This window comes from Halomonas sp. TG39a (assembly GCF_000744395.1).
In the GTDB taxonomy this organism is placed as follows: Bacteria; Pseudomonadota; Gammaproteobacteria; order Pseudomonadales; family Halomonadaceae; genus Vreelandella; species Vreelandella ventosae_B.
Genome location: NZ_JQLV01000001.1, coordinates 714,988 through 738,791, shown reverse-complemented (window position 1 = coordinate 738,791; position 23,804 = coordinate 714,988). Strand labels below are relative to the sequence as shown.

Sequence of the window (23,804 nt, the reverse complement as noted above, 5' to 3'; positions counted from 1 at the left end):
TTGAGACTAGTTCGCTGCTGGCAATTTGCCCATGTCGAGAGGCGATATCAATGAACGCATTGAGGCGGCGTTGATCTGGCGCAGTTTATTTGCCCCTTTCTTATTTGTGCTCCTTCACCACACTGCTCTCTTCGACTTTCTCAACATCGACAATGCCCGAGCGGCTAACAACCACCTTCCAGCGGGCGAGGTAGGGCGCATCCTCACTACCCGTCTCCCGAATCACCAAGTTGAACAGATGGCGGCGCTCGACGCCCTCACGCACCGCTTGGCCATCTTTTAAACGGTAGATATGATGCTTGCCCTTACTCATTAGCCGCGTCAGCATGGAGATATCCAGATTGAGCGTTTCGCGGGTGTGCTCGTAGCCGCTTAAAAAGCGCGTGGGCGACATACGTGAGCTTGAGCGGTAATGCAGCACCACCTCTTCCCGCTGAGCCACCTTGCGACGGCGCATCTGCTGAATATCCTCGCCCAGCGAGGCAAATCGCTTGTAGTCGAACCATTCCAGTTGACGCCCCACCAAGGCGTTATGCGTGGGGTCGCGATACTGTCGGCGCCACTTGGGGCGTCCTTTACGCAGCCAGCGCCAAAGGGTATTGCGCAAATCATCCTTAAACACTTCACGCATGGCGTAGAGCAGCGCCATAGCTAAGACGAACAGGGCAGTAATCCCGCCCAGCACGCTGCGCAATTGCAGTACACCCAAGGTCACAAATGTCATCACCACGGCTGTCGCCAGGGCCTTGACCGCTTTCTGCTCACCGCCACCCAGCTCTAACGCCGCTTGTTTCAGGGTAATCGGGTGCTCAATCAGCCGCCGCAGCAGGCGCATTTTATTCGACATGCGTGTTGGGTCTGCCATAACCCGCTCGGCGTTGTACTGCTGCTCGCGGCGGTACTCATCCTCTCGATGGCAGACGCTGATAAAACGGCGACGAATATCGGTAAACTCTCCTCCACGGGGCATATGGGCTATCAACGCCAGCAACTGCTGTTCGGTAAACCAGGAGAGGTAGTTATCGATATTGGCAAAGTACTTATTGAAGCTTTCATCATCGGGCTTATGGCGTCGCAGCCGCTTGAGAATGCCGTCACTTAGGTCGATCATCTCGTGCAGTTGGTCGCGTAGGGCGACAGCACTCTGTTGCACCTCACGGTTTTCTTCCCGCTCCTCTTGGCGAGCGTGGCGCAACTTATTGGCGTTCACCAGCATCGCTCGAGTCGTGCGCTCCATCGCTTCCACGTATTGGTAGGCGTAGAGGCTCAGACTCAACCGGTACGAATCGCTGCCGAGGCGGTTACGACTGGCCAATCGACTGTGCACCAAGGGTAAGAGATACTCGTCACTGTAGTAGGTGCGCGAGACATTGATGGCCGCATGATAAAAGGCTTCTTCTGAGATAAGCTGGGTGCTTAATCCAAGCTCGCCAGGCACAAAAAGATAGACGTCGAGGTTATGCGATGTCTCTTCCTTGAGCCGCCGGGTAAGACGCAGCTGAAAGCTGTTTTTACGCTCAACGTTGATCAACTCATCAATCTCCTACTCCTTTGGCTAACGTGATGATATACCATGGCTAAAATGATCATGGGGCTGCGCAAAGCCACCGCCCTTTGTTTACCTCTTCGTCTGTGGAGCTAGGAAATGCCCATTGCCCGTTTTTCACCCTTTGAGCTGCTGCTATTAAAGAGCCGTAGCCAAGTGGATACGGCAACCCTGCTGCTGTTGGCCTGGGTGCTGGTGCACCGCCAACACGTCTCAGAGGGGCAGCGGCGACGCCGCCTAGCTCAGGTGACCGCACAGTTTCGCCACGGGCATGAGTTAGGCCCGGTGATGAGTATTGCCCATAGCCAAGACCTGCAAGCGATCCAACTAGCGGCCGAGGTGGTTCGCAAAGAGTGCGGCACAGAGCGCTGCCTCAGCGTTATTCATCAAGCGATTACCGTTGCCACCGATGACGGCGAGCTGTCGCTGGCCAACCACTATATTTTGCGCTTTTTGGCCGATTTGCTAAGCGTTGCCCCAATGACCTTAAACACCCTGTTTAAGGAGCTCACCGGCACCTCGCTTACCACCCCCGAAGACCCCAGTCGTGATGCCTACTGGAAAACTCACGACCCAGATTACCATGCCCGAAAAGCACGCGAGGCAGAGGCGGCGGAACGGCAGCACCAACAGGCCAACGCCCAGGCCGAACAGCAACAGCGAAAAAAAGAACAGCGCCACCAACAGAAGCAGCAAAAACAGCAGGAGAAGCAGCAGCGCCAAGAGCAGGCTCGCCAAGCCCGCGATCACGAACGGCAACGCCAGCGGGAACAGACGCGCCAGCAGGAGCAGCACAGGCAACAACAGCAGCGCGAACAAGCCGAGCGGGAACAGCAACGCCGCTCTCGCGATCACTCTTCTCAGCAACGCTCTCGTCAGCAAGACTCTTATCATCAAGAGCAGCGCAATCGCCAGCAACGCGCTTCACCGCCACCGCCGGACCGCACCACGCGGGCGCTTTCGGTGCTGGGACTTACCCCAGGCGCCACCCGTATAGAAGTGCGCCACGCCTATCGGCGAATGGCACAGCTCCACCACCCAGACCGCTTCTATTCGGAGAGCGAGCACCAGGTAGCCCTGGCTTCAGCGCGGTTTCAGCGTATTAAAAACGCCTACGATTATTTGATGCAAACTTATTGAAGCCATGCAACGCTAGCCTGCTCGCACACCCTGTTTGGCCTACAAGAATTGACAGTCCTAAGAGAAACGATAGCCCCCTATGCGCGATTTGTACCAGCGCCTCGCGGTTTCCCCCGAGGCCAACGACCAAGAAATCAGCCAAGCCGTTGCTAGCTGCCAGCATAGCGCTCTACGCCAGGATGCCGAGGCGGTGTTCGCCGTTGCCGAACGCCGTGAAACCTACGATACGCTGCACGACACCGTCAGCGATATCGGCAGGCTACGCGCGCGCCTGGGGCTCAGCCACGGCGCCCACTGGCAGGGCGATGTCGCCAACGACTTTTCACTGCCCCCCGACCACGCTATTTCCCGTCACGACGAACTGGTTGACCGCGTTAGCCACGCGGTCTCGCTTTACAACCGCTGGCGCCGCTGGCGCGGGCCGTGGCTACTGATCGCCATGTTCGCCGCCGGGGCTGGCATAGGTATCGCTCTGGGGCTCGCCCTGTGCCTGGGGTTTGTGCCGATGTGAAGCCGCACGATTAGCCGTGTTATCGTGTTTACGCTCCTGTTCATCCTTGCGAATCTCGGCTTTTGTGGGGCGCGGCGCCGGTTTCGGCGGCGCGGGTTTCTTATGTTCCTCTGGATTTGATGTAGCTTCTTGGGCTGATTCACCCTTGCCCTGTTCACGCTCAGGTGGGTCGTTTTCTTGCGAGTCTGTGTCTAGCGAGAACGAAGTCCCCGCGGTAGCCTCCATACGGTCTTCGGAGCGCGCTTCCATACTGACACTGAGACGCGGCACGCCCAGGTCAATCTCTTGGGCTTCCATGCGCTGCTTCAGCAGCAGGTTAAACGCCCGTGAGACATCCCACTGCATCTCCGGTGCGGTACGAAAACGCATGCGTAGGATAGGGCAGCCATCCTCAAAGCCCTGGACCCCCTGCATTTCCAGCGGCGACCAAATATAGTGGCGCATCATCGGATCGCGGCGCAGCTCCTGGGCGGTCTCCTGCATCAGCGTAATCGCATCGTCGATTTTCATATCAAACGGAATACGGATACGCATCAGCGCGATGCCAAACTGGCGCGACATGTTATGAATCGACTCAATGCGGCTAAAGGTGATGATATGCACAATCCCATCCAAATCGCGCAGCCGCACGGTGCGCAGCGTCAGCCCTTCGACCGTACCCATATGGTTATTGATCTGTACAAAGTCATCTACCGCCAGCGAATCCTCAATCAAGATAAAAATACCGGTAATCAAATCCTGTACTAACGTCTGGGCGCCAAAACCAATCGCTAGACCGATCACACCCGCACCGGCTAGCAGCGGCGTGACATTGACACCCAAATTCGCCAGCCCAGCGATGAAGGCAATAATCAAAATGGTGACGAAGATAACATTGCGAATCATCGGCGTGATGGTTTGCGCCCGGGCCTGATTAACCCGCCGCCCCCGAGAGCGTGCCGACGACGTAAGTGCCCGCTGAATGGCGGTGTCAGCGAAGATCCACACTAGCCATGCCAATAGTACGGTGGCGCCCAGGCTCACCAGCGCTTGACCAATCCGCGCGCTGGCCACGGCCTGCTGGCCCAGCCCAAAGAACGAACTGCCCCACACCTGCATGGAGAGCTCGGCAAACACCATCCATGAACAGATATGCGCCAGCACAAAACCGAAGCGCTCTAAACGCTTACGATACTGGCTCTGGCGGTGTCGGTGTCGGCGCTTGCCCATCCGTTCCGCTTGGCGGCGCAGCAGCCCAGTGACCACCAGCGTTAACACCAACAGGCTGGCGGAAATAATTGAGCGTGCCAGCGCGGTGCCTACATCGCCAACGGTGATAAAAATCGCCAACAGTGAACCACTCACCATCAGTAACGCAGGTATGTGCCATAGCCCACCCAGGGAGCGGATCATCTCGACCGCGGCGCTGGCATCACGACGCTGCTTGAAGGGGCGATTGCAAATCAAATGGCGTACGGGGCGTTTGAATTTGATAATAAACCGCGCCGCGAGCAGCGCCGCCAACATATTGGAAAGCACCGACACTAGGCTCGATAGCTCGCTGCCAAGCATTTCGACCAAGCGAGAGGAGTTAACCGCATCGCCAAGCGCAATTAAGGCACCGATCACAAACAGGCCGCGCAGCGCGTGCTGTTGAAGCAGTTGAACCGCGGTAAACCGATGGCCGCGGCTAAAGAATGCGATAACCGTTTCAAATACCACCGAGAGCGCCCGACCACACAGGCAAATATAGGCCACCACCAGCACCAGCGTTCGCCCAGGGCTATCAGGCAGCACCTGACCAATGCCCAGCGTGATAGCAAACGACAACGCCCAAGGCAGCATACGGCGCAAGAAGTGCACCGCCATCAACCAGCCTTTTGGGTCCCGGGGTAAATCCAGCGGCCACTCCCGCCGGGTGGCCACCATGCGTCCAAAGGCAATCATGACGACCAGCAGCACGCCCCAAATCAGCGCAAGCACGGCGCCCTCGGCCACCGCCCGAATCGCCTCGCCCTGGTCGGCATCATCGTTAAGCGCGCGCAAATCATCTGCGCCTTGAACCAACTGGCGTGACCACTGATCAACCGGCGAGTCCCCCGCCTGGGCCTGATCACCCAGGTCACTTAAGGTGTCAGCGAGAGCCCCCAGCAGCCCTTGGCGCACCACGCCTTCATCCTCACTGGCAGCGTCAGCGGTGACCTGCAACTCGCGTAGCGATTTAAGCAGCTCGGTGCGCTGTTGCTCGCTTTCGAGCATGGTGATGACGTCATTCAAGGACGCCTGGAACTCTTCACCACTGACCTCGGCCGTTTGCTCTTCAGAACCACCGCCCAAGCTGGGAAGCGACACCGTTTGCGCCTGGGCCTGCGTAATTGCCGTACTCGTCAATACCAGGCTTGCCAAGACAAACAAGACAAGGCCTGTTAGCGAGTTGATTAACCAGTGCTGTCGCACGCCTTACTCCTGAAAATTAGCTTAGATGGCGCTCTGCTTATCATCTGCTGCCGCTACGCCAGTAATACGCACAGTCTCAACGCGTGACTATGATAGGCTGGAAACCTAAACGTTCACCTCAAGGATGGCGAGATGACGCTACAAGCTCCACCCAACCGCTTAAACAGCCATGGGAAAATTCGGCAGGTTGGCGTTGAAATTGAATTCGCAGGCCTGCCGCCCCGGGACACAGCGATGATTGTACGTGAGCTGTTTGGCGGGGAGCTTAACGTGGTAAGCCCTCATCGGCTACTCGTAGAGGATACACGCTGGGGCGAATTTGGTATCGAGCTCGACACTCAGTACGCTCATCCTGACAAAACACTCGTTGACGACCCGCACGCCCAAGACAGCGAGTGGGCGCGCCATCAGCATCAGCGGCGGATCGAGTTTCATCAAAAAACCCGCGAATTGATTGGTGATATGGTCACCGGTCTAGTGCCTACCGAAATCGTTTGCCCCCCCATCCCCTGGGATGAGCTGGAAGATTTAGACACGCTATTCGAGGCTCTGCGTAAGCATGGCGCCAAGGGCACCGATGCCAGCCTGTTGTATGGGTTTGGGTTACACCTAAACCCCGAAGTGGAGCGTTTCGACGTTGACTACTTGCTGGCCATGCTGCGTGCGTACCTGCTGCTAGCTAGCTGGCTGCGTGACGAAATTAAAGTCGATATTACCCGTGAGATGCTGCCCCACGCGAATCCATTCCCCAAAGCCTATGCGTTAAAAGTGCTTGATAGCCGCTATTCGCCGGATCTCGACACGCTGATTGACGACTATTTGGGCTACAATCCAACGCGCAACCGCGAGCTGGATATGCTGCCGCTATTTGCCTACCTACGACCCGATCATGCCCATGAATTACTGCATAAGCAGCTTACCAAGCCGCGCCCTACCTTTCACTATCGCCTACCCAACGCCCAGCTTTCACAGCCGGGGTGGGGCTCCGTGGTCGAGTGGAATCGCTGGGTAGAGGTTGAGAAACTGGCCGCTAATGCTGACGTTTTGCTCGCCCGGTGCGATGAGTACATCGCCGATCATAACCGCCCCATTTTGACCCGTGTAAAAGAGAAACTGACCCACTGGCTACGCCGTAAACACTAGTTTTTTTTCGTTCTTTATTTCCCGCAACAGTGAGTAACCACCCGCATGTCTCGGCCGCTTATCGGAATTACTACCTCTGACCAAAAAAGCCATTTAGCGTGGTGTTTCGATTGGTTTGCCGTCTGGCGGCATGGCGGCAAACCGCTGCGTTTATCGCCTTCGCGCCCGCAGCCAGAAAGCCTTGATGGTTTAATCATCGGCGGCGGCGACGATATTCAGGCCCACCTTTATGGCGGCGAAGTCCAACTGGATGTGCGCCTTGACCCCGCCCGGGATGAGCTGGAGCTCACCCTACTTGAGCGCTTTATCCCGCTGGATACCCCTGTACTGGGTATTTGCCGAGGGGCGCAATTAATCAACGTACACCTTGGCGGCACCCTGGACCCCGACATCTACACGACCCATGAAGGGCTAAAGCGGCGACGCACCGTACTCCCGCGCAAAACCGTTGATATCGTAGGAGCGAGTAAATTGCATCGCTTGCTAGGGGTTACCTGGTGTCGGGTTAACAGCCTGCATCATCAAGCCGTTTATCAAGCGGGTAAAGGGATTGAAATCGTTGCACGTGACAGGGATGGTTTGGTGCAGGGCATTGAGTCGCGGGAACACGGCTTCTTGATTGGCGTCCAGTGGCACCCGGAGTGGTTGATTTTCAATCGCCCCCAGCAGCGCTTGATTCGCGCGCTGGTGAGGGCGTCAGAGCGGCATGCTAAACGGCATACGAGCTAGTTCAGTACCGCCAAGGCAGCCTCATAATCAGGCTCGTTCTTCAACTCGCTCACCAGCTCACTATGCAGCACCCGGTTATCGGCATCCAGTACCACGACTGCACGGGCGCAAAGGCCTTCCATGGGGTTGTTGCACAGCGCTACGCCCCAGGCTTCGCGAAACTCAGCGTGACGGAAAGTCGATAGCGTTTCGACGTTATCCAAACCTTCCGCCCCACAGAAGCGCTTGGCCGCAAACGGTAAGTCCGCAGAGACAACCAATACTACGGTATCCGCAAGGTTAGACGCCAGCTCGTTAAAGTGCCGCGTAGACATGGCACAAGTAGGCGTATCTACACTGGGAATGATATTCAGCACTTTACGCTTGCCTGCATAGGTATCGAGCGTAACGTCTTGCAAATCAGTGTTGGTCAGCGTCATCGCAGGTGCCGGCTGCCCTTTTGCAGGCAGTGTGCCAGCCACATCTAGCGGTTCGCCTGCGCGGGTAATCTGTTGCATTCTCGTCTCCTTATAAGGTTAATAATGAATACGTGTTGGCCATTTGATAAGCCATGGTAGGCTATCTTCATGCCTTTGCGTTCTGCCTGAAAGGCCTTTGTTCAATGTTTGCGTTTCATCCTACCGAGGGAGTGATATGGCCTGTGTATTAATCATTAAAACCGGCGACGCTTTTCCGGAAGTTGTCGACCAGCACGGTGATTTTGAAACGCTATTTGAAAAGCAGCTTAGCACGGCTCTACCGGCACATTTAGATTTACAGGTATGGGATGCAACCCGCCAACCCAGCGCACCTGATCTTAAAGCACCCGCGGGCATTGTGATTACCGGCTCGCACAGCATGGTCAGCGAAGCCGAACCCTGGAGCGAGGCGCTTAAACCATGGCTGCAAGAGGCGCTGGCAAACGAAACGCCGATGCTAGGCGTTTGCTATGGTCACCAGTTAATGGCCGCCGCTTTTGGTGGCGTGAGCGACTACCACCCGGCGGGAAGGGAATCCGGCACGCGTACCGTGCGGCTAACCCAAGCGGGGCAGCAAGACCCTTTGTTTAGACAGCTACCGGAAAGTTTTTCCGCCCACCTGACCCATGCCCAATCGGTGATGCAAGCGCCTCACGGTTGCACAGTGCTGGCCCATAACAGCCACGACGCCCACCAGGCGCTACGCTACGGCCCACGCCAGTGGAGCGTCCAGTTTCATCCTGAGTTTACTGCGCCGGTGATGCGCGCCTACATTGAGCGCCAACGTGCCGCGCTGCGCGACCAGGGCGAAGAGCCCGATACTCTGCTGGCGAACATTGTGGACTGCCATGAAGCCACCAGCTTGCTGCGGCGCTTTTTGGCGTTTGTATAGCGCGTGGCCACTGCCCTTAGCCAATGCGACGCTGATCTCGACGTGAGGCCAAGCGATCCGCCAGCCGCGTTGGCTCAGGCAGCTTGGTACGTCCTAAGCAGCGCATCACCCATTCAAGCGATGTTTCCAAGGTGATGCGGTGCCCAGGCGATACGTACACTGGTTTAACCTTGGTACGGGAGCGCAAAACCGCACCAATGGTCTCTTGCCCCGCGTAAAGCGGCACCCTGTCACCGCGCTGCTCGCCCACCTCAGCGTGTTGACCACACAGGCGCGACTTGGCAATCCCAATGGTGGGCAAATCCAGCCATAGCCCTAGATGAGCCGCCACCCCTAACCGGCGTGGGTGCGCAATACCCTGGCCATCGACCATCACCAGCTCAGGCATCACGCTGAGTTTTTCAAACGCGCCCAGCGCAGCGGGGATTTCGCGAAACGACAGCAAACCAGGGATGTACGGCATGCGCGTGGGTTCGCGGTGGATCACCTGCTCTACCACGCTTAAATCGGGTGCGGTGGCAGGGTCCCACTTCAATACCACCACCGCTGCCCGGGTGATTTCGCCACGCTCTTCAAAACCGATATCTACCCCAGCGATATGCGTTACCGGCGCTAGGCGGTCGGTCATTTCCAAGCGCTTGGCCAGCTCTGTCTGCAGGGCTCTCGCCTCTTTAGGCGCCAAATTCCATTCGTGTAACGGTGCTGACATATCATCCTCCTTGATCTAGTGAATGGTAATCAAGGTAGCAAAAAAACGCCCCCGCACCTGGAAAGGTACGGGGGCGTTTGAGATTTTCTCAGGCGCCGTTTAACGGCGACTGATCAATCTTTAGGCGCGTTCGCGACGACGAACCGGCGCATCGCCTTCGTCGCGACGGCGGCGCGGTGCACGCTCTGCCGGTGCGCTATCTTCGCTGATTTCCAGCGGACGACCGGCAACACGGGCACGTGCCATCTTGGTCAGAATCGTTGCGGGCAAGCCGCTCGGCAGTTCGACCACAGAGAAAGCGTTGCGGATATCGATACGGCCGATACGCGCGCCTTCAATACCACCTTCATTAGCCAGGGCACCGACTAGTTGACCCGGCTTAACGCCATCTTTATGACCCACGGAAACGCGGTAGCGCGTCATGCCTTCGGTCGGGCCGCTAGTACGTTCACGACGAGCGCCCGGCTTACCGGCGGGTGCGCCATCACGCGAAGGCTTCTCTTTGCGCGGCGCCTGTAGGCGACCAATCGGCGCCTCGTCAGCGCGTGCCATGGCAGCAAACGCACAGGTCAGCTCAATCGGGTCATGACCTTCTTCGACCAGACGCTCAATCAGCGCACGCTGCTCTTCGGCGCCTTTGGTTAAAGAGGCAATAACGCGCTGATAGAAAACGTCATCGCGGTGGGCGCGAATCGCACTTTCATCAGGCAGCGGCATTTCGGTCATTTTCTGACCGGTTGCCTGCTCCATCCAGCCTACTTTACGGCCTTCACGGAAACCCGCAAAGGTAATCGCGATGCCGCTGCGGCCCGCACGACCAGTACGACCGATACGGTGGGTGTAGGCTTCCGCATCTTGGGGTAGATCGTAGTTGATAACGTGAGTAATGCGCGATACGTCTAGACCACGCGCAGCCACATCAGTCGCAATCAACACGTCGACTTTGCCACGCTTCAAGCGCGTAATGGTGCGCTCACGCAGGCTCTGATCGAGATCACCCGACAAGCCTGCGGCGTTAACGCCACGTGCAGTCAGTTGCTCAACCAGCGTGGTACACGCAGCACGGGTACGCACAAAGACGATAGCGCCATCGACCGGTTCAACTTCAAGAATACGCGACAGCGCTTCCAGCTTAGCGCCGCCATCAACGCGCACAATGCGCTGTTCGATGTTCTCGCCGGTAGTGGTGCCAGACTCAATGGCGACTTTCACCGGATTAACCAAATAGCGGTTAACGATGCGCTCAATTTCAGTCGGCAGTGTCGCCGAGAAGAACACACGCTGGGCATCTTTCGGGGTATCGGCAACCACGCGTTTTACGTCGTCGATAAAGCCCATGCGCAGCATTTCATCAGCTTCGTCCAGCACCAGGGCGGACAAGCCATCAAGCTTCAGGCTACCGCGATCCAGGTGGTCGATAATACGGCCTGGGGTACCCACAACCACTTGCGCGCCACGCTTCAGGGCGCCCAGCTGCTCACGGTACTCTTGACCGCCACATAGGGTGGCAACTTCAAGGCCTTTGAGGTTTTGGCCATACTTACTAAAAGAGGCGGCTACTTGCTGCGCCAGCTCGCGGGTTGGCGCCATCACCAACACTTGCGGCTCGCGGCGGGTCAGTTCTAAACGTGACAGTAACGGTAATGCAAACGCTGCAGTTTTGCCGGTACCCGTCTGGGCCTGGCCCAGCATATCGCGGCCTTCAAGCAGCGCAGGGATGGTTTGTGCCTGAATCGGTGAAGGAACTAGGTAGCCCTGTGATTCAACAGCAGACAGAACGGCAGGCAAAAGAGCCAGATCGCCGAAGCTCGGCGAGGCGACAGAAGTCGAGGTCATTAATCACACCTTGGTAGGCCGGTAAATACCGGCAAAAAACATCATAAGCGTCTCTGACTCTGTCATCGCACAACGGCATAAAGTGTGGTCGTTGTCGATAACAGGCACCGCCGTAGCGGTTAAAGCCATCAATGGAGTCGGAGACGCCGGTCGCACCTAGCATCCGGTTGGCAAGCACCGCGTTAACGGGCCAACCGTTGTGGCGACCTACTGCGCCGATCTCACCCGTGTGGTGAAATACTGGAGGCGCGCCATCTTCACAGCAATGAACATCTAGCAATTGGCGAGATGTTCCCGTAAGCGCCGCTACGCGTAACTATTAATATTGACTCATTAATAGCAATGTCATTAATAACTATCTCACTAACGACTACGTAGACAAACACTCACCGTCATGATGGAGGGGTCAACACATGCGAGGAAGGCGCATCCTAACACCGCATTTTACTCATGACCAGTTTTTTCACGTACACTCTCTTACCTCTCAATCTTGCACCACAATGAATCAAGAGCTTGCACTTGTGCATATATAGTCTAACCTAAGAATTGCCTAAACAAGTTCACTATTCTCAAGGAGCGATGCGATGAACTGGGATCAAATTGAAGGCAAATGGACAGAAATGAAGGGCAAGGCCCGTTCCAGCTGGGGCGAAATTACTGACGATGAATGGGATCAAATCGGCGGCAAGAAAGACCAGTTGGTAGGTAAGCTTCAACAGAGATATGGCATTGAACGTGAAGAAGCAGAGCGTCAAGCCGACGACTGGGCTGATAAGCAGTAGATTCCATTTTAAGTAGGTCGGCATTGTCAGCTATATCCGCTAAACGACCTACCCTTTATCGTAGCCACATGGAGAGATGCTATGCGTAAGACAATTCTGACTACAGCGATCAGTACTGCCCTACTGGGAAGCTTTGCGATGGGCGCTCATGCCCAAAACGAGCCCCAGGGCATGTATTCTGCCGACGATATTCTGGATGCAGAGGTCTATTTTGCCGGCGGTTCCGGTGAAGAGATCGGCGATGTTGATGACATCTTGTTTGATGAAGAGATGCGTATCAGCGCCATCGTGATTGAAAGTGGCTCAGTGCTTGGCCTGGGCGGTCGCGAAATCGTTGTCGATACCGATTACTTCACTCTCGAAACCGAGACTGAAGGCGACGGTGACACCGAGCACCGCATCATGGTTGAAGCCAGCCAGGAAGAGGTGGAAGCCTTCCCCGCTTATGATAATGACTGGTGGGAACAGACCAAAGCCAACGCCCGTGACGCTTGGCAAACCACCCAAGAAGGCGCTGAGAGCGCTTGGCAGCGAACTCGTGATGCGGTAAACGCAGACGAATAAAGTTAAGCCAAGCCAGTAAGCACCTATAAGCAAAAGGGCCACCCGTTTGGGTGGCCCTTTTTGATGGAAACCGCCTAGTGGCGCGTTCACTACTTACGCTACACGTCTATTTACGCCGCACCCCTTTGCCCGGCAAACGCTCTCGGTCGTGGGGCTGCTGAAAATCAAGCAGCGGTCCGGCAGGCACAATCCGCGTGGGGTTAATCGTATCGTGACTGTAGTAGTAGTGGCGCTTGATATGATCCATATTGACGGTCTCAGCCACTCCCGGCCACTGATAGATTTCCCTCACGTAATTGGAAAGATTGGGATAATCTTCAATGCGCTTAAAATTGCATTTGAAGTGGCCATAGTAAACCGCGTCAAACCGGATCAGCGTGGTAAAGAGACGAATATCCGCCTCGGTTAACCACTCCCCGGCCAAATAGCGCTGCCCGGCCAAGCGCGCTTCCATACGCTCTAGGGCGTCAAACAATGCCTTCACATGCTTCTCATAAACCGCCTGCTCGGTGGCAAAGCCTGATTTATACACCCCATTATTGATATGGTCGTAGACATCGGCATTGACGTCATCAATAACGTCACGCAGGTCGTGTGGGTAAAAATCCAGGTCGTTGCCGGTCAACGCATCAAACCCATGATTAAATATGCGTAGCAGATCCGCGGACTCATTATTAACGATGGCACTGCGCTGTTTGTCCCATAGCACGGGGACGGTCACGCGACCGGTGTAGTGCGGGTCGGTCATGGTATACAGCTGGTGATGGAAATCGACGCCGTTAATGGGGTCACCACTAGCGCCTTCGTCCTGGCGGTATGTCCAGCCTTGGTCGAGCATCAAGGGGCTTACATGGGACGTGCCGATCAACGGTTCCAGCCCTTTCAGCTTACGCATCATCAAGGTGCGATGCGCCCAGGGACAGGCGAGCGAGACATATAAATGGTAGCGCTCTTTTTCAGCCGGGTAACAGTGGCCGTCGGTCTCAGCCTGGTCGCCCACCCAATCGCGTAGCTGAGCTGATTCCCGGACAAATTCGCCGCCGTGTTTTTTGGTGTCATACCACTGGTCTTGCCATTCGCCGTTTACAAGTAGTCCCATGGGGCGTCTCCTGAACAGTTGTTTGGGGTGCTGAGCTAATACATTCTTTTTTTCAGCATACGCCCGCTTCAAGGAGGCTCAAGCGGATGTTTTACGGTCTTTCATTCGAGTCAGTCGAATCATGCAGCACGCACTCGCTTACCACGGCTTGTTTCAGTGCAGCCGCCATCGCATGCGCCGCAGGCCCAGCGCGATCCCGATCGCGAAAAATCAGCTGAACCGGCACTTCGCGAATCCCTCCCGCGGGCAGTGGCAGTGGCTTTAATTGGCCGCTTTTCAACTCATCAGCAATGCGTGTCTCGGGCATCCAGGCAAAGCCAAGTCCACGCCTTAGCATATCAAGCGAGGTGTTTAGGTGGCTGACGGTCCAGCGCTGCTCCGCTTTCAACCAGCCAGAATTGGTTGATTGGCGCAGGGCTGAATCACGCACCACCAACTGCCGATGCTGGGCCAGGTCGCGCAGGTCTAATGAGCGCCCCAGCTGGTGCAACACATGCTGGGGGTGTGCCACGGCAACAAAGCGCACCGTTACTAACGGCTCGCCCAAGAACCCCTGCGCCTCAATGCCAGAGACCACTAAATCGGCGCGGCCATCGTAGAGCATTTCAATGCCGCCATTGAGCACACTCTCGTGTAACTGAACGCGCACCTGGGGGTAGGTTTCAGAGAAGCGCTCTAACGCTTTGGCTTGAGCGGCGGCAGGAAACACCTGATCAATGGCCACCACCACTTCTGCTTCTAAACCTGCGGCTAGCCGGGTGGCGACATCCTCAAGTGACGCCGCGCTCTCGATTAATTGGCGCGCACGTCGAAGCAACAGCTCCCCCGCCTCGGTTAACCGCACCTGTCGGCCAATAGGCTCTAACACCTGGACGCCGAGCTGCTCTTCTAATTTATGCACGGCATGGTTCAGCGTAGAAGGGCTTTTATGTACCGCCTCTGCCGCACGCGCAAACCCACCGTGGTCAACCACGGCGGCCAACATTTGCCATTGTGAAAGTGTTACCCGGGACATTTCGATTTCCTCAACGCAATACAGCGAAACAATGCGCTTAATGTTCGAAAAAACTTGTGTTCGAAAACATGGCTAGAATGCCAGGAAATAGCCAACACTTCCGCCCATGCTTGTAAAATGCTTGAGAATAACCGCTGGCAACAGGCGAAAAGGCGTCCAACGCCCGCCCAAATACTCGACATCTCTTATAGGTAAACCTTAAAAAGCTTTGTTTTCATCTATCGTTAACATCAGCTATTTAGTTAGCACGCCTTATCGGTTACATTTGTTAGCAAACACTGTTTATAAATAGTGATTTGCGTTTATTATTATCATTTTCGCATTTAATTACATTTTATGTATAGGCATACAGTCTATGCACCCCTGCCTTCATCGGGTATGGTTTCTGGGTTTATTCACTTAATAGTTAATTTTAATCACGAACTCGGCGGTCCATTTACCCATGTTGCGAATCCTCCATTCGCTGCCTCGCACGCATAAATTATTACTGTTACCCGTGGCCACAATGGTCACCGTGCTGGGCACACAAAAATTATTGACGACATACCAAGATTTAAATCAGCCACAGACACCACTTGAAAGCGTGCTGGTACCGCTTCCAAGTGATTCTACTCCGGGCGTTCCTTCCCTGCGTCAAGAACGCACCCCGGTGGCAGATGCGATCGACCGCGCCTCACGCGCCCTCGACGCCACCCGCGAAAACATCCCCCTCAGTGAACTCACCGCAACCGAGATCGTTGATCTTGACGTCATTGCTAGCGCAGAAGCCGATATGGCGGTCCAACCCGCCTTGGGTGGCGATGCCACGGCACTGAATACTGCCGCACTGACAGGTGGCGGCCTTGATGGTGGGGCGCTGCATATGGCGATTGTGCTGGGCACGCTGACCAGCGGTATGCTGGATGTCGATCACGACGACTCCTCCGTTGAAATTGCCGATGCCACCTCTTATGAGGACTACGGCATTGAGCTATTCGATGATATCTCGTTTCTTAATTTAGAGCTGGCAGCTGAAGAGCCGTTTGTGCCGGAGTGGGAAACGCACATTGTCGAATCTGGCGAAACCTTCGCGGTACTGGCACAGAATGAATTAGGCCTTGGTTACAGCGAAGTGATGGCTCTGCTTGAGGATTTACCCGATCAGCGCTTGCTAACGAACTGGCGCGCCGGGCACAGCTTTGATTACCAGCTGGATGAAGATGGGCGTTTGTTATCGCTACGCATGATGAAAAACACCCGTGATGGCATATTGTTGGAGAAAGATGCAGACCACTTCGCCATCACCACAATTGAACGCCAGGGCGAGCCTGTTCAACGCCTCTATGCAGGCAGCGTCAGCGGTAGTTTCGCGCGTTCCGCTCAGGCGACAGGCTTGAACAGCGGCTCGGTAACAGAGCTGACAAAGCTGCTTGAGAAGAAACTCGATTTTCGGCGTGACAGCCGTCGTGGCGACCGCTTTCAGGTGCTGGTTGAGTCAGACATGATCGATGGGGAAACGCTGGATTCCCGCGTATTGGCGGTTCATTACGACGGCGAACGCATGGACTTAACCGTTGTACGTAATGCCAGCGACGATAATTTCTATACGCCCGAGGGTGGTAGCCTGGACCCTGCCTTTGCCCGCCACCCGTTTGAGGGCAGCTACCGCTTAAGCTCTAGCTTCAATCCTCGGCGCAAGCACCCGGTCACTGGTCGCATCAGCCCCCATAACGGCACTGACTTTGCCATGCCTATTGGCACACCGGTAACGGCTCCCGCCAATGGTGTCGTTGAGCGTGTGAGCAACCATCACGCCGCTGGTCGCTATGTCGTTATCCGCCACGACAATGGCTACCGGACGCGCTACTTGCATCTCTCCCGGCCGTTGGTTGAGCAAGGTGAACGAGTGACCATGGGCGAGCGCATTGCCCTTTCAGGCAATACAGGCCGTAGCACTGGCCCTCACCTGCACTATGAAGTCATCGTTAACAACTCGCCTGTGAATGCGATGACCGTCCCTCTGCCCGAAAACACCAGTTTGAGCGGCGACACGCTTATTGCCTTCCAAACCCAGGCCTCACCGATACTGGCTGCACTGGAAAGCGGCGAAACAGGGCCGGTTAATGTGGCTAACTATCAGCAGGAAAGCGACGACTAGCGCTTCGCTACGCAATAACGAGCGCTTATAAGTAACGCACCGCCCTCGGGCGGTGCGTTACGTTGGGGTGCACTATTTTAACTTTGCAGATGCTTAAACCGGACGCCGCAATGCGGCCAGTAGCGTTGCATCGCGGCGGTAGATGTCAGGCCTAAACTCCACCTCGCCTTCGGCATTCGGCCACGCGGTTAAGTAGTGCAGCGCAATGGGAATACGCTGGGTCAAACTCACGTTGCGATCGCTCCCGCCACTCAATAGCGTACTCATTTGGTAACGACTGCCGGTGTCTTGCAACAGCATCTGGGCTAGCTCAGCCACACCTTCAACTCGAATACAGCCCGAACTGAGCGCGCGCTGTTCACGCTGGAATAACCCCCGCGCGGGGGTATCGTGCAAATAGATCATGTCATCGTTGGGAAACCGCACCACGACACGGCCTAGCGGGTTACCTGAGCCCGCCACTTGACGCAACATAACGCCGCCCGGGCGCTGCCAATCAATCTCCTCAGCAACCAACTGCTCACCCGACAGACTAATCACCTGGATGTTTTTACGCGCCAAATAATCGATATCGGCACGTACCTGGGGTAACACATCCTCACGCATAATGGTCGGCGGGATCGTCCAGGAAGGGTTAATGGTTAAATGACTGATCGTGGAGTGGATAATCGGCGTCTCACGGCGCGATGAACCGACCACCACCCGGGCATCCCAATGCTGGCCGTTAGGCCGCACGTAGTGCATCCGGTAGCCCGCAATGTCGACCCACACCCGTGGTTCGGCAGACTGCATCGGACGAATCCAGCGCGCGCGCTCTAGATTGACCCGTAGTTGGTCGATTCGCGCCGCCACCGAAGTGTTCAAGGCCAAACGGGTTTGCTCACCCACCACGCCATCTTCCTGCAGCAGATGGCGGCGTTGAAAACGTCTCACAGCGGCCTCTAGCGGTGCGTCAAAGGTGCGACGGTTAGACGCCGCCTGCACGCTAATCATTGGATAAGCACTACCGTCGGCCACCTGCAACTCCGCCTCCCCCCATAGCGCTAAACGTTGGCGCAGCACGCTTACATCGTCGGCTTCGTCACCTGGGCGCAGCGACTCATCCCGAGCGTCTAGATAGGGCACGCTGCCCAAGTTAGCCAATTGATAATGCTGCTTCAATGTAGCGCGCAACTGCTGATATTCGGCGGATGAGGGCCGAGCTAACGCCATGGCGTTTTCAAGCTCACGGTCATCGACGGCATGCACAACCCGCAGCAACGAGTAGCCACGTTCAGGGCGCGGCGCATCCCACTGGGACTCGACATCACGCGGGTTCACCTTGCCGCGCTCTAAATGATCCAGCGCCAGCAGCAGCGACCGAGTCGCTTTAACATCAAACGACGCCTGGGCGGCTTCATCACCGGCCTGACTGCGCTGAAACTCATCCAGCAGCGTATCAGCGTGGTAGTCTTCGGGTGCCAGACCATCAATTGCCAAGCTATTTAGCCCAGCGACCAATGACTCAACCGCCACTGCCGACTGCCAGGCGGGCTGACCATCGCGCAGCTGATAAAACTCAGCGATGGGGAGCCGATGCGCTTCCACCGACGAGCTTAACTGCTGGGCTAGCGCCTGTTGTAGCGGCGCTGAATCCGCATACACAGTGCTGATGCCTAAAGGGCTGTGGGTAAGCGTTAGACCTAGAGCGACCCCTATCGCCCATCGTCTTAGTGGCAGTATCTCGTTCATCGCCCTCTCCTTGCGTTACTATAGTCTTCCACATCGCCGACCCTGTTTTTTTATCTTAGTCGGCTAATCTTCATAATGACTGATATTGCTTGTAGGATCGACTTTTATGGCTCTTCGATTAAATGTTGCCTCGTTATTATTCACCTTACCTTTTACATTATTTACATTACCGCTACACGCTGCCAGTTTCTTTGCCCAAGTTGATTCAACGCCACCCCGCGGCGTATTGCCTTTAAACCACCAGTTGCAGCAGCTCGCCCCTCAGGCATCACCCGAGGCACTGCGCTTAGCCGCTCAAGCCCTTAACTGTGCCGAACCTAATGCCGAGCGTCTGGCAGTGATCGATTACTCCCTGCCGTCTACCGAGCCGCGCCTATGGGTGTTTGATTTGCGCCAGCATAAGCTGCTCTTCGAAGAGCTGGTCTCTCACGGCCAAGGCTCCGGTGACGCCCAAGCCGAAACGTTTTCCAACACCCCCGACAGCCACCAGTCCAGCATTGGTCTATTTCGTACTATGAACAGCTATTATGGCCGCAACGGCTATTCGCTACGACTAGAGGGACTGGAGCCCAATGTTAATGACTTGGCGTTCGAGCGCGCGATTGTGATCCATGGCGCTGACTATGTGAGTGACGCGTTTATTACCCAAACCGGGAGGCTCGGGCGCAGCCATGGCTGCCCGGCAGTACGTGAAGACGTGACGTACCCGCTGATTGACAGTCTAAAAGAGGATCAGTACGTGTTCGCTTATTATCCTGATGCCGAGTGGCTTGCCACCTCAGCCTTTCTAGGCTGCACAGCTGCCGCCGCACAGCTTGCCCGGCGCTAATGTCCGGGCTTTTAATAAGCATAAGCGTTAACAACCTCAGTCTTGCAGGCAACCAATAGCTCATTTTCATCATTCACGGCAGCTAAATCATGCGCACAGCGGAACTCTCTGCAATACTTTGTGACAAATCAACACAAAACGTTGCTATCTGCCGTAGGTGTCTCTGCCATGTTCACCTTTATGCACCCATATCAAAAAATTCATCGCCTGGAACAGGAAGTCGCCGACTTACGCGCTCAGCTTGACGCTGCTACCCCGTCTCCCAGCTGCCGCCTGTTAAGCCTGATGAAACCAGCGCACTCCATCGGCATGCTGCAAGCAAGAGGAGCCGATATGCTGGCTTCTCTGAATAGCGGCATTCAAGAGTACGCCGACCAGTTGGCGGGTGAGCGCGCTACTCTAACGGAGACAGTTAATTTGATTGCCGCGGCTGAACACGCGATCAATGCCCTTGATCAGCGTTGCCACGACACAGAGCATGCCGAAGCGTTACCCCCGTTAGTCCTCGCCAAAACCTTACACGCCCTAAGCCAAATGCAGGTCGGTCTTGCACGCAGTGCGGGCCACGCCCAAGCGCTAGCGGTTAGCACGGCGCTCGAAACGGCCCATAGCCAAGGTCTACTTGGCAGCACTGACGCCGCAACCCAGCCATCGCCGGGGTTAGCAGCCATTGCTGATGACGTTCACCGCTTAGCACTTACGATGCATCGATTGAGCCACCAACTCAGCCTGCTGATGGAACAAGTGAATTGCCAGGTAAGAGAGCACTCACGGGCCGTGGTGAAAAAGCGCTTGGCTGACGATGAGATTGCCCTCTCGGCGCAAACAGCCAAGCAGGCAGTGCATCAACTGGCTGACCAATCCCAGCATATGCACAAGGTGATTCATCACAGCGCCACCGCTGCATTTTTACACTCCGCTAAGCTTGATCATGCGGTGTGGAAGTGCAGACTTTATAAGCAGCTACTGTCTGCCAACACAGACACTCCCTTAGAGGATCACCACCAGTGCCGTTTAGGCCGCTGGCATCAACAGGGAGAGGGTTACCAACGCTACGCACGCAGCGACGCTTATCGAGCGCTAGCGGCGCCCCATCGTCGTATGCACGACAGCGGTGCTGAAGCACTTAAGTTTGCCCGCCTGGGCGACCGCAATGGCCAACTGGCTGCCTTAGGCGTAATGGAAGAGGCCAGCCAGCAGCTTGCCCGGCAGCTGGACAAACTTATGGAGCACGCCATATTCGAGGCGCCCTACTCAACCAGCCATCGCTCTCCGCTAGCAGGGGCGCCTTAAGCGCCCATCATAGAGCTGCCCGCTAAATAGCCTTTCGTCTTCTCTAGCTGCCTATGCCATGCTGTTTCCACTGCAATCACTATTCCCACTAGTGACAATAGGAAAAAGCATATGGCACAGGTCAAAAAGCTAGACCTCGCGTTACAAGGCGGCGGCGCTCACGGAGCCTATACCTGGGGTGTCATTGATCGCCTACTGGCCGATGATCGTATTGAAATTGAAGGTATCAGCGGTACCAGCGCCGGAGCGATGAACGGCGTGGTGATGGCCGATGCGCTGACACGAGGTGATAAAGAGACCGCTCGGCAAGCACTGCACGATTTTTGGCAAGCAGTGAGCCGAGCAGGCATGGCCAGCCCCATCCGCCGCTCCCCCATGGATATCTTAACCGGCAACTGGAGCCTGGATCACTCGCCCGGCTTTGTTGCCATGGATCTGTTAAGCCGAGTGGCCTCCCCCTACCAACTCAACCCACTCAACATAAATCCGCTGCGCGATATCGTGGCCGATCACATTGATTTCGAGCGGGTGAGACAATGCCAGCAGCTCAAGCTGTTTGTGGCAGCCACCAATGTACGTACGGGCAAACAGCGCGTGTTCCGTCGTGAAGAGATGAGCGTTGACGCCGTGATGGCCTCCGCCTGCTTACCCTTTGTGTTCCAGGCGGTGGAGATCGACGGCGAAGCGTATTGGGATGGTGGCTATATGGGTAATCCAGCGCTGTTCCCTCTCATGGAAGAGTGCAGCGCGCGGGACATCCTGCTGATACAAATTAACCCTATCAGCCGTAATGAAGTACCTACCTCAGCGTCGGCGATTATGAACCGCCTTAACGAGATCACCTTTAATTCAGCACTGATTAAAGAGATCCGCATGATCGCACTACTTAAGCACGCCCTTGATGAGCAGGGCATTGAAAACTGTTATCAGCAGGCTCTGTTCCACCGCATCAGCGGTGAGCAGGCGCTTGAGGAGCTCTCGGTCTCTAGCAAATCCAATTCCGAGTGGCCTTTTCTATGCCATCTATATGAGCAGGGCCAAGCCGCCGCCGAACGCTGGTTATGCGAGCACTTCGATGCCATCGGTAGCCACTCCACACTGGATATAGACGCCGTCTATTTACATGAATAACCGGCGCCATAAACCACCATTGTTAAAAACTCCTCTAGCACCAAGATGCCGCAAAACCAGCACTGCATGCCCAATCATGCAGCATACTGTTGGCCTTTCAATTCTCACATGCTTAGCAAAAATAAATTAACATTTTGATTTTTATCAACAAACAATCAACTGGCAAACTACCTGCATAACTCCTACCAGTGGTGGTAGGCGTGGACCAGGCCCAACTGGGTACGAGTGCGTCGAGCCTGACCTTCAACGATGAAGGCATGTTCTCGTCAATTGTTTGCGTAACGCGCTAACTCGTTTGCGTTGCGTAGCGATCAACTCGTTTTATGCCCCGTGAGGCCATCCCATGGACATACGCAACAAAGCCAACCGCATTCGGTTATTCAATTTCTCGACCCCTCAAATGCGCGCTTTCCACTTTTCATGGTTCGCGTTTCATATCTGCTTTTTCGGCTGGTTCGGCATCGCCCCTCTTATGGCGATTGTTCGCGAAGACCTTTCGCTGACTCAAACACAAATCGGCAATACGATTATCGCTTCAGTGGCGATTACCGTCATTGTGCGCCTTGCGATTGGCGTACTGTGCGACCGCATCGGCCCGCGTAAAACCTATACCGGGCTACTGTTGCTAGGTGCTATCCCGGTGATGGGCATTGGCTTAGCCGACAGTTTTGAAACTTTTCTATTGGCACGCTTAGCCATAGGGGCGATTGGCGCCTCCTTCGTCATTACCCAGTACCACACCTCGATGATGTTCGCCCCCAATGTGGTTGGCACCGCCAACGCTACCAGCGCGGGGTGGGGCAACTTAGGTGGCGGCACTACACAAATTCTGATGCCGCTGATCTTCTCCGGCATGCTGATGCTGGGCGTTAACGAAGCCTTTGGCTGGCGCCTGGCAATGATGGTACCTGGTGTCGTGATGTTCTTTACCGGTATTGGCTACTGGTTCTTCACTCAAGATGCGCCCAATGGTAACTTCAGCGAACTTCGCGCACGCGGCGAATTGCCTGAAGCCTCGGGTGAAAATGGTGCCGCGCAAAGCTTTCTAGCCGCCGCCAAGGATATCCGTGTTTGGGCGCTGTTCGTCGTTTATGGCCTCTGCTTTGGCGTGGAACTCACGATCAACAACATTGCCGCCATCTACTTCTTCGATAAGTTTGATCTCACCCTGGCCACCGCTGGTCTGATTGCTGGCTTGTTCGGGTTAATGAATATTTTTGCGCGTACCCTTGGGGGCGTTTTCTCAGACCTTTTCGCCAAGCAAGGGGGATTGAAAGGACGCGTTCGCTGGCTGTTTATTGCCTTGGTTTGCGAAGGTATTGCCTTGGTGGCATTCTCACAGATGCACGTGTTAAGCCTTGCGATAGGTATCATGCTGGTGTTCAGCCTGTTTGTGCAGATGGCAGAAGGCGCTACCTACGGTGTGGTGCCGTTTATCAATAAAAAAGCCTTGGGGGCCGTCGCGGGTATTGTTGGTGCTGGCGGTAACGTGGGCGCAGTAGGCGCAGCATTTTTGTTCCGTAGTGAAAGCCTAACGTATCAACAAGGCCTGTTCTATTTAGGCCTCACGGTACTGGTGCTGGCCTCCTGTGTGTTGCTAGTACGCTTTAGCGATGCAACCGAAGCAGAAGAGGCCAAAGCCTACCGCGACGCGGTGGGTGATGACGTAGGCGCAGGCGCTCTGTCGTTACGTTAAACGCTTTCCAGTACAGTCGCGTACACTCCCATCTCGCTACTTAGCAGTATGGGAGTGTATTCATTTAGGGTTATTCGTCATCTAATGTGGATTTAATAGTAACCGGCACATTTTGTGCTTCACGGTT

General features: G+C 55.5%; 20 protein-coding genes. 12 read left to right on the top strand and 8 right to left on the bottom strand.

Annotated features, from left to right (window positions below; genetic code table 11):
• Positions 1–100: 100 nt before the first annotated feature.
• Entirely contained in the window at positions 101–1,531 is a 1,431-nt protein-coding gene (locus tag U738_RS03175; RefSeq protein WP_035577251.1) for a hypothetical protein, read from the bottom strand.
• 114 nt (positions 1,532–1,645) lie between these two features.
• Here U738_RS03175 and U738_RS03170 point away from each other — a divergent pair, with 114 nt between their 5' ends.
• Together U738_RS03170 and U738_RS03165 are read left to right on the top strand one after the other, a co-directional pair.
• Positions 1,646–2,686 carry a J domain-containing protein gene (locus tag U738_RS03170; protein ID WP_035577249.1) on the top strand — a complete coding sequence of 347 codons (1,041 nt, stop codon included), beginning with the start codon at positions 1,646–1,648 and terminating at the stop codon, positions 2,684–2,686.
• A gap of 79 nt (positions 2,687–2,765) precedes the next feature.
• A complete protein-coding gene (locus U738_RS03165) occupies positions 2,766–3,197 on the top strand; it encodes a hypothetical protein (protein WP_035577244.1) in 432 nt (143 codons plus the stop codon).
• Here the strand turns inward: U738_RS03165 and U738_RS03160 are convergent.
• The gene (locus tag U738_RS03160) at positions 3,114–5,633 is read right to left on the bottom strand and encodes a mechanosensitive ion channel family protein (protein WP_035577242.1); all 2,520 of its coding nucleotides are present in this window, start codon (positions 5,631–5,633) and stop codon (positions 3,114–3,116) included. The genes U738_RS03165 and U738_RS03160 overlap by 84 nt on opposite strands.
• 132 nt (positions 5,634–5,765) lie before the next feature.
• Here U738_RS03160 and U738_RS03155 point away from each other — a divergent pair, with 132 nt between their 5' ends.
• Together U738_RS03155 and U738_RS03150 are read left to right on the top strand one after the other, a co-directional pair.
• A complete protein-coding gene (locus U738_RS03155) occupies positions 5,766–6,776 on the top strand; it encodes an amidoligase family protein (protein WP_035577241.1) in 1,011 nt (336 codons plus the stop codon).
• A 45-nt stretch (positions 6,777–6,821) separates the two neighbouring features.
• The gene (locus U738_RS03150; protein ID WP_035577238.1) at positions 6,822–7,505 is read left to right on the top strand and encodes a gamma-glutamyl-gamma-aminobutyrate hydrolase family protein; all 684 of its coding nucleotides are present in this window, start codon (positions 6,822–6,824) and stop codon (positions 7,503–7,505) included.
• Here the strand turns inward: U738_RS03150 and tpx are convergent.
• Entirely contained in the window at positions 7,502–8,002 is a 501-nt protein-coding gene (gene tpx, locus U738_RS03145; RefSeq protein ID WP_035577236.1) for a thiol peroxidase, read from the bottom strand. The genes U738_RS03150 and tpx overlap by 4 nt on opposite strands.
• Before the next feature lie 136 nt (positions 8,003–8,138).
• Here tpx and U738_RS03140 point away from each other — a divergent pair, with 136 nt between their 5' ends.
• Positions 8,139–8,855, top strand: a complete 717-nt coding sequence (locus tag U738_RS03140) for a glutamine amidotransferase (protein WP_035577234.1) — start codon at positions 8,139–8,141, stop codon at positions 8,853–8,855.
• A 16-nt stretch (positions 8,856–8,871) separates the two neighbouring features.
• Here U738_RS03140 and nfi read toward each other — a convergent pair whose 3' ends face one another.
• Complete coding sequence (nfi, locus tag U738_RS03135) at positions 8,872–9,564, bottom strand: deoxyribonuclease V (RefSeq protein ID WP_035577233.1); 693 nt, start codon at positions 9,562–9,564, stop codon at positions 8,872–8,874.
• A gap of 120 nt (positions 9,565–9,684) precedes the next feature.
• Complete coding sequence (locus U738_RS03130) at positions 9,685–11,400, bottom strand: DEAD/DEAH box helicase (RefSeq protein WP_035577231.1); 1,716 nt, start codon at positions 11,398–11,400, stop codon at positions 9,685–9,687.
• A gap of 584 nt (positions 11,401–11,984) precedes the next feature.
• Here U738_RS03130 and U738_RS03125 point away from each other — a divergent pair.
• Positions 11,985–12,182, top strand: coding sequence for a CsbD family protein (locus tag U738_RS03125; protein WP_035577228.1), 198 nt, complete (start codon positions 11,985–11,987; stop codon positions 12,180–12,182).
• 81 nt (positions 12,183–12,263) lie between these two features.
• Positions 12,264–12,746, top strand: a complete 483-nt coding sequence (locus tag U738_RS03120; protein ID WP_035577225.1) for a PRC-barrel domain-containing protein — start codon at positions 12,264–12,266, stop codon at positions 12,744–12,746.
• 106 nt (positions 12,747–12,852) lie between these two features.
• Here U738_RS03120 and U738_RS03115 read toward each other — a convergent pair whose 3' ends face one another.
• On the bottom strand, positions 12,853–13,845 hold the full coding sequence (locus U738_RS03115) for a glutathione S-transferase family protein (RefSeq protein WP_035577223.1): 993 nt from the start codon (positions 13,843–13,845) through the stop codon (positions 12,853–12,855).
• 91 nt (positions 13,846–13,936) lie between these two features.
• On the bottom strand, positions 13,937–14,860 hold the full coding sequence (locus tag U738_RS03110) for a LysR family transcriptional regulator (RefSeq protein ID WP_035577219.1): 924 nt from the start codon (positions 14,858–14,860) through the stop codon (positions 13,937–13,939).
• Positions 14,861–15,302: 442 nt separating this feature from the next.
• Here U738_RS03110 and U738_RS03105 point away from each other — a divergent pair, with 442 nt between their 5' ends.
• Complete coding sequence (locus tag U738_RS03105; RefSeq protein ID WP_035577216.1) at positions 15,303–16,997, top strand: peptidoglycan DD-metalloendopeptidase family protein; 1,695 nt, start codon at positions 15,303–15,305, stop codon at positions 16,995–16,997.
• Positions 16,998–17,090: 93 nt separating this feature from the next.
• On the opposite strand, the gene U738_RS03100 is transcribed toward U738_RS03105, so the two are convergent.
• Entirely contained in the window at positions 17,091–18,728 is a 1,638-nt protein-coding gene (locus U738_RS03100) for a L,D-transpeptidase family protein (protein ID WP_035577213.1), read from the bottom strand.
• A 106-nt stretch (positions 18,729–18,834) separates the two neighbouring features.
• Between U738_RS03100 and U738_RS03095 the strand changes: the two genes are divergently transcribed.
• The 4 genes from U738_RS03095 (at position 18,835) to U738_RS03080 (ending at position 23,677) form a co-directional block, all read left to right on the top strand.
• Positions 18,835–19,557 carry a murein L,D-transpeptidase catalytic domain family protein gene (locus U738_RS03095; protein WP_035577210.1) on the top strand — a complete coding sequence of 241 codons (723 nt, stop codon included), beginning with the start codon at positions 18,835–18,837 and terminating at the stop codon, positions 19,555–19,557.
• A gap of 168 nt (positions 19,558–19,725) precedes the next feature.
• Positions 19,726–20,850, top strand: coding sequence for a CZB domain-containing protein (locus U738_RS03090; RefSeq protein WP_035577208.1), 1,125 nt, complete (start codon positions 19,726–19,728; stop codon positions 20,848–20,850).
• A gap of 111 nt (positions 20,851–20,961) precedes the next feature.
• Positions 20,962–21,981, top strand: coding sequence for a patatin-like phospholipase family protein (locus U738_RS03085; protein ID WP_035577207.1), 1,020 nt, complete (start codon positions 20,962–20,964; stop codon positions 21,979–21,981).
• A 343-nt stretch (positions 21,982–22,324) separates the two neighbouring features.
• Positions 22,325–23,677 carry a NarK family nitrate/nitrite MFS transporter gene (locus U738_RS03080; protein ID WP_035577204.1) on the top strand — a complete coding sequence of 451 codons (1,353 nt, stop codon included), beginning with the start codon at positions 22,325–22,327 and terminating at the stop codon, positions 23,675–23,677.
• The last annotated feature ends 127 nt before the right edge of the window (positions 23,678–23,804 follow it).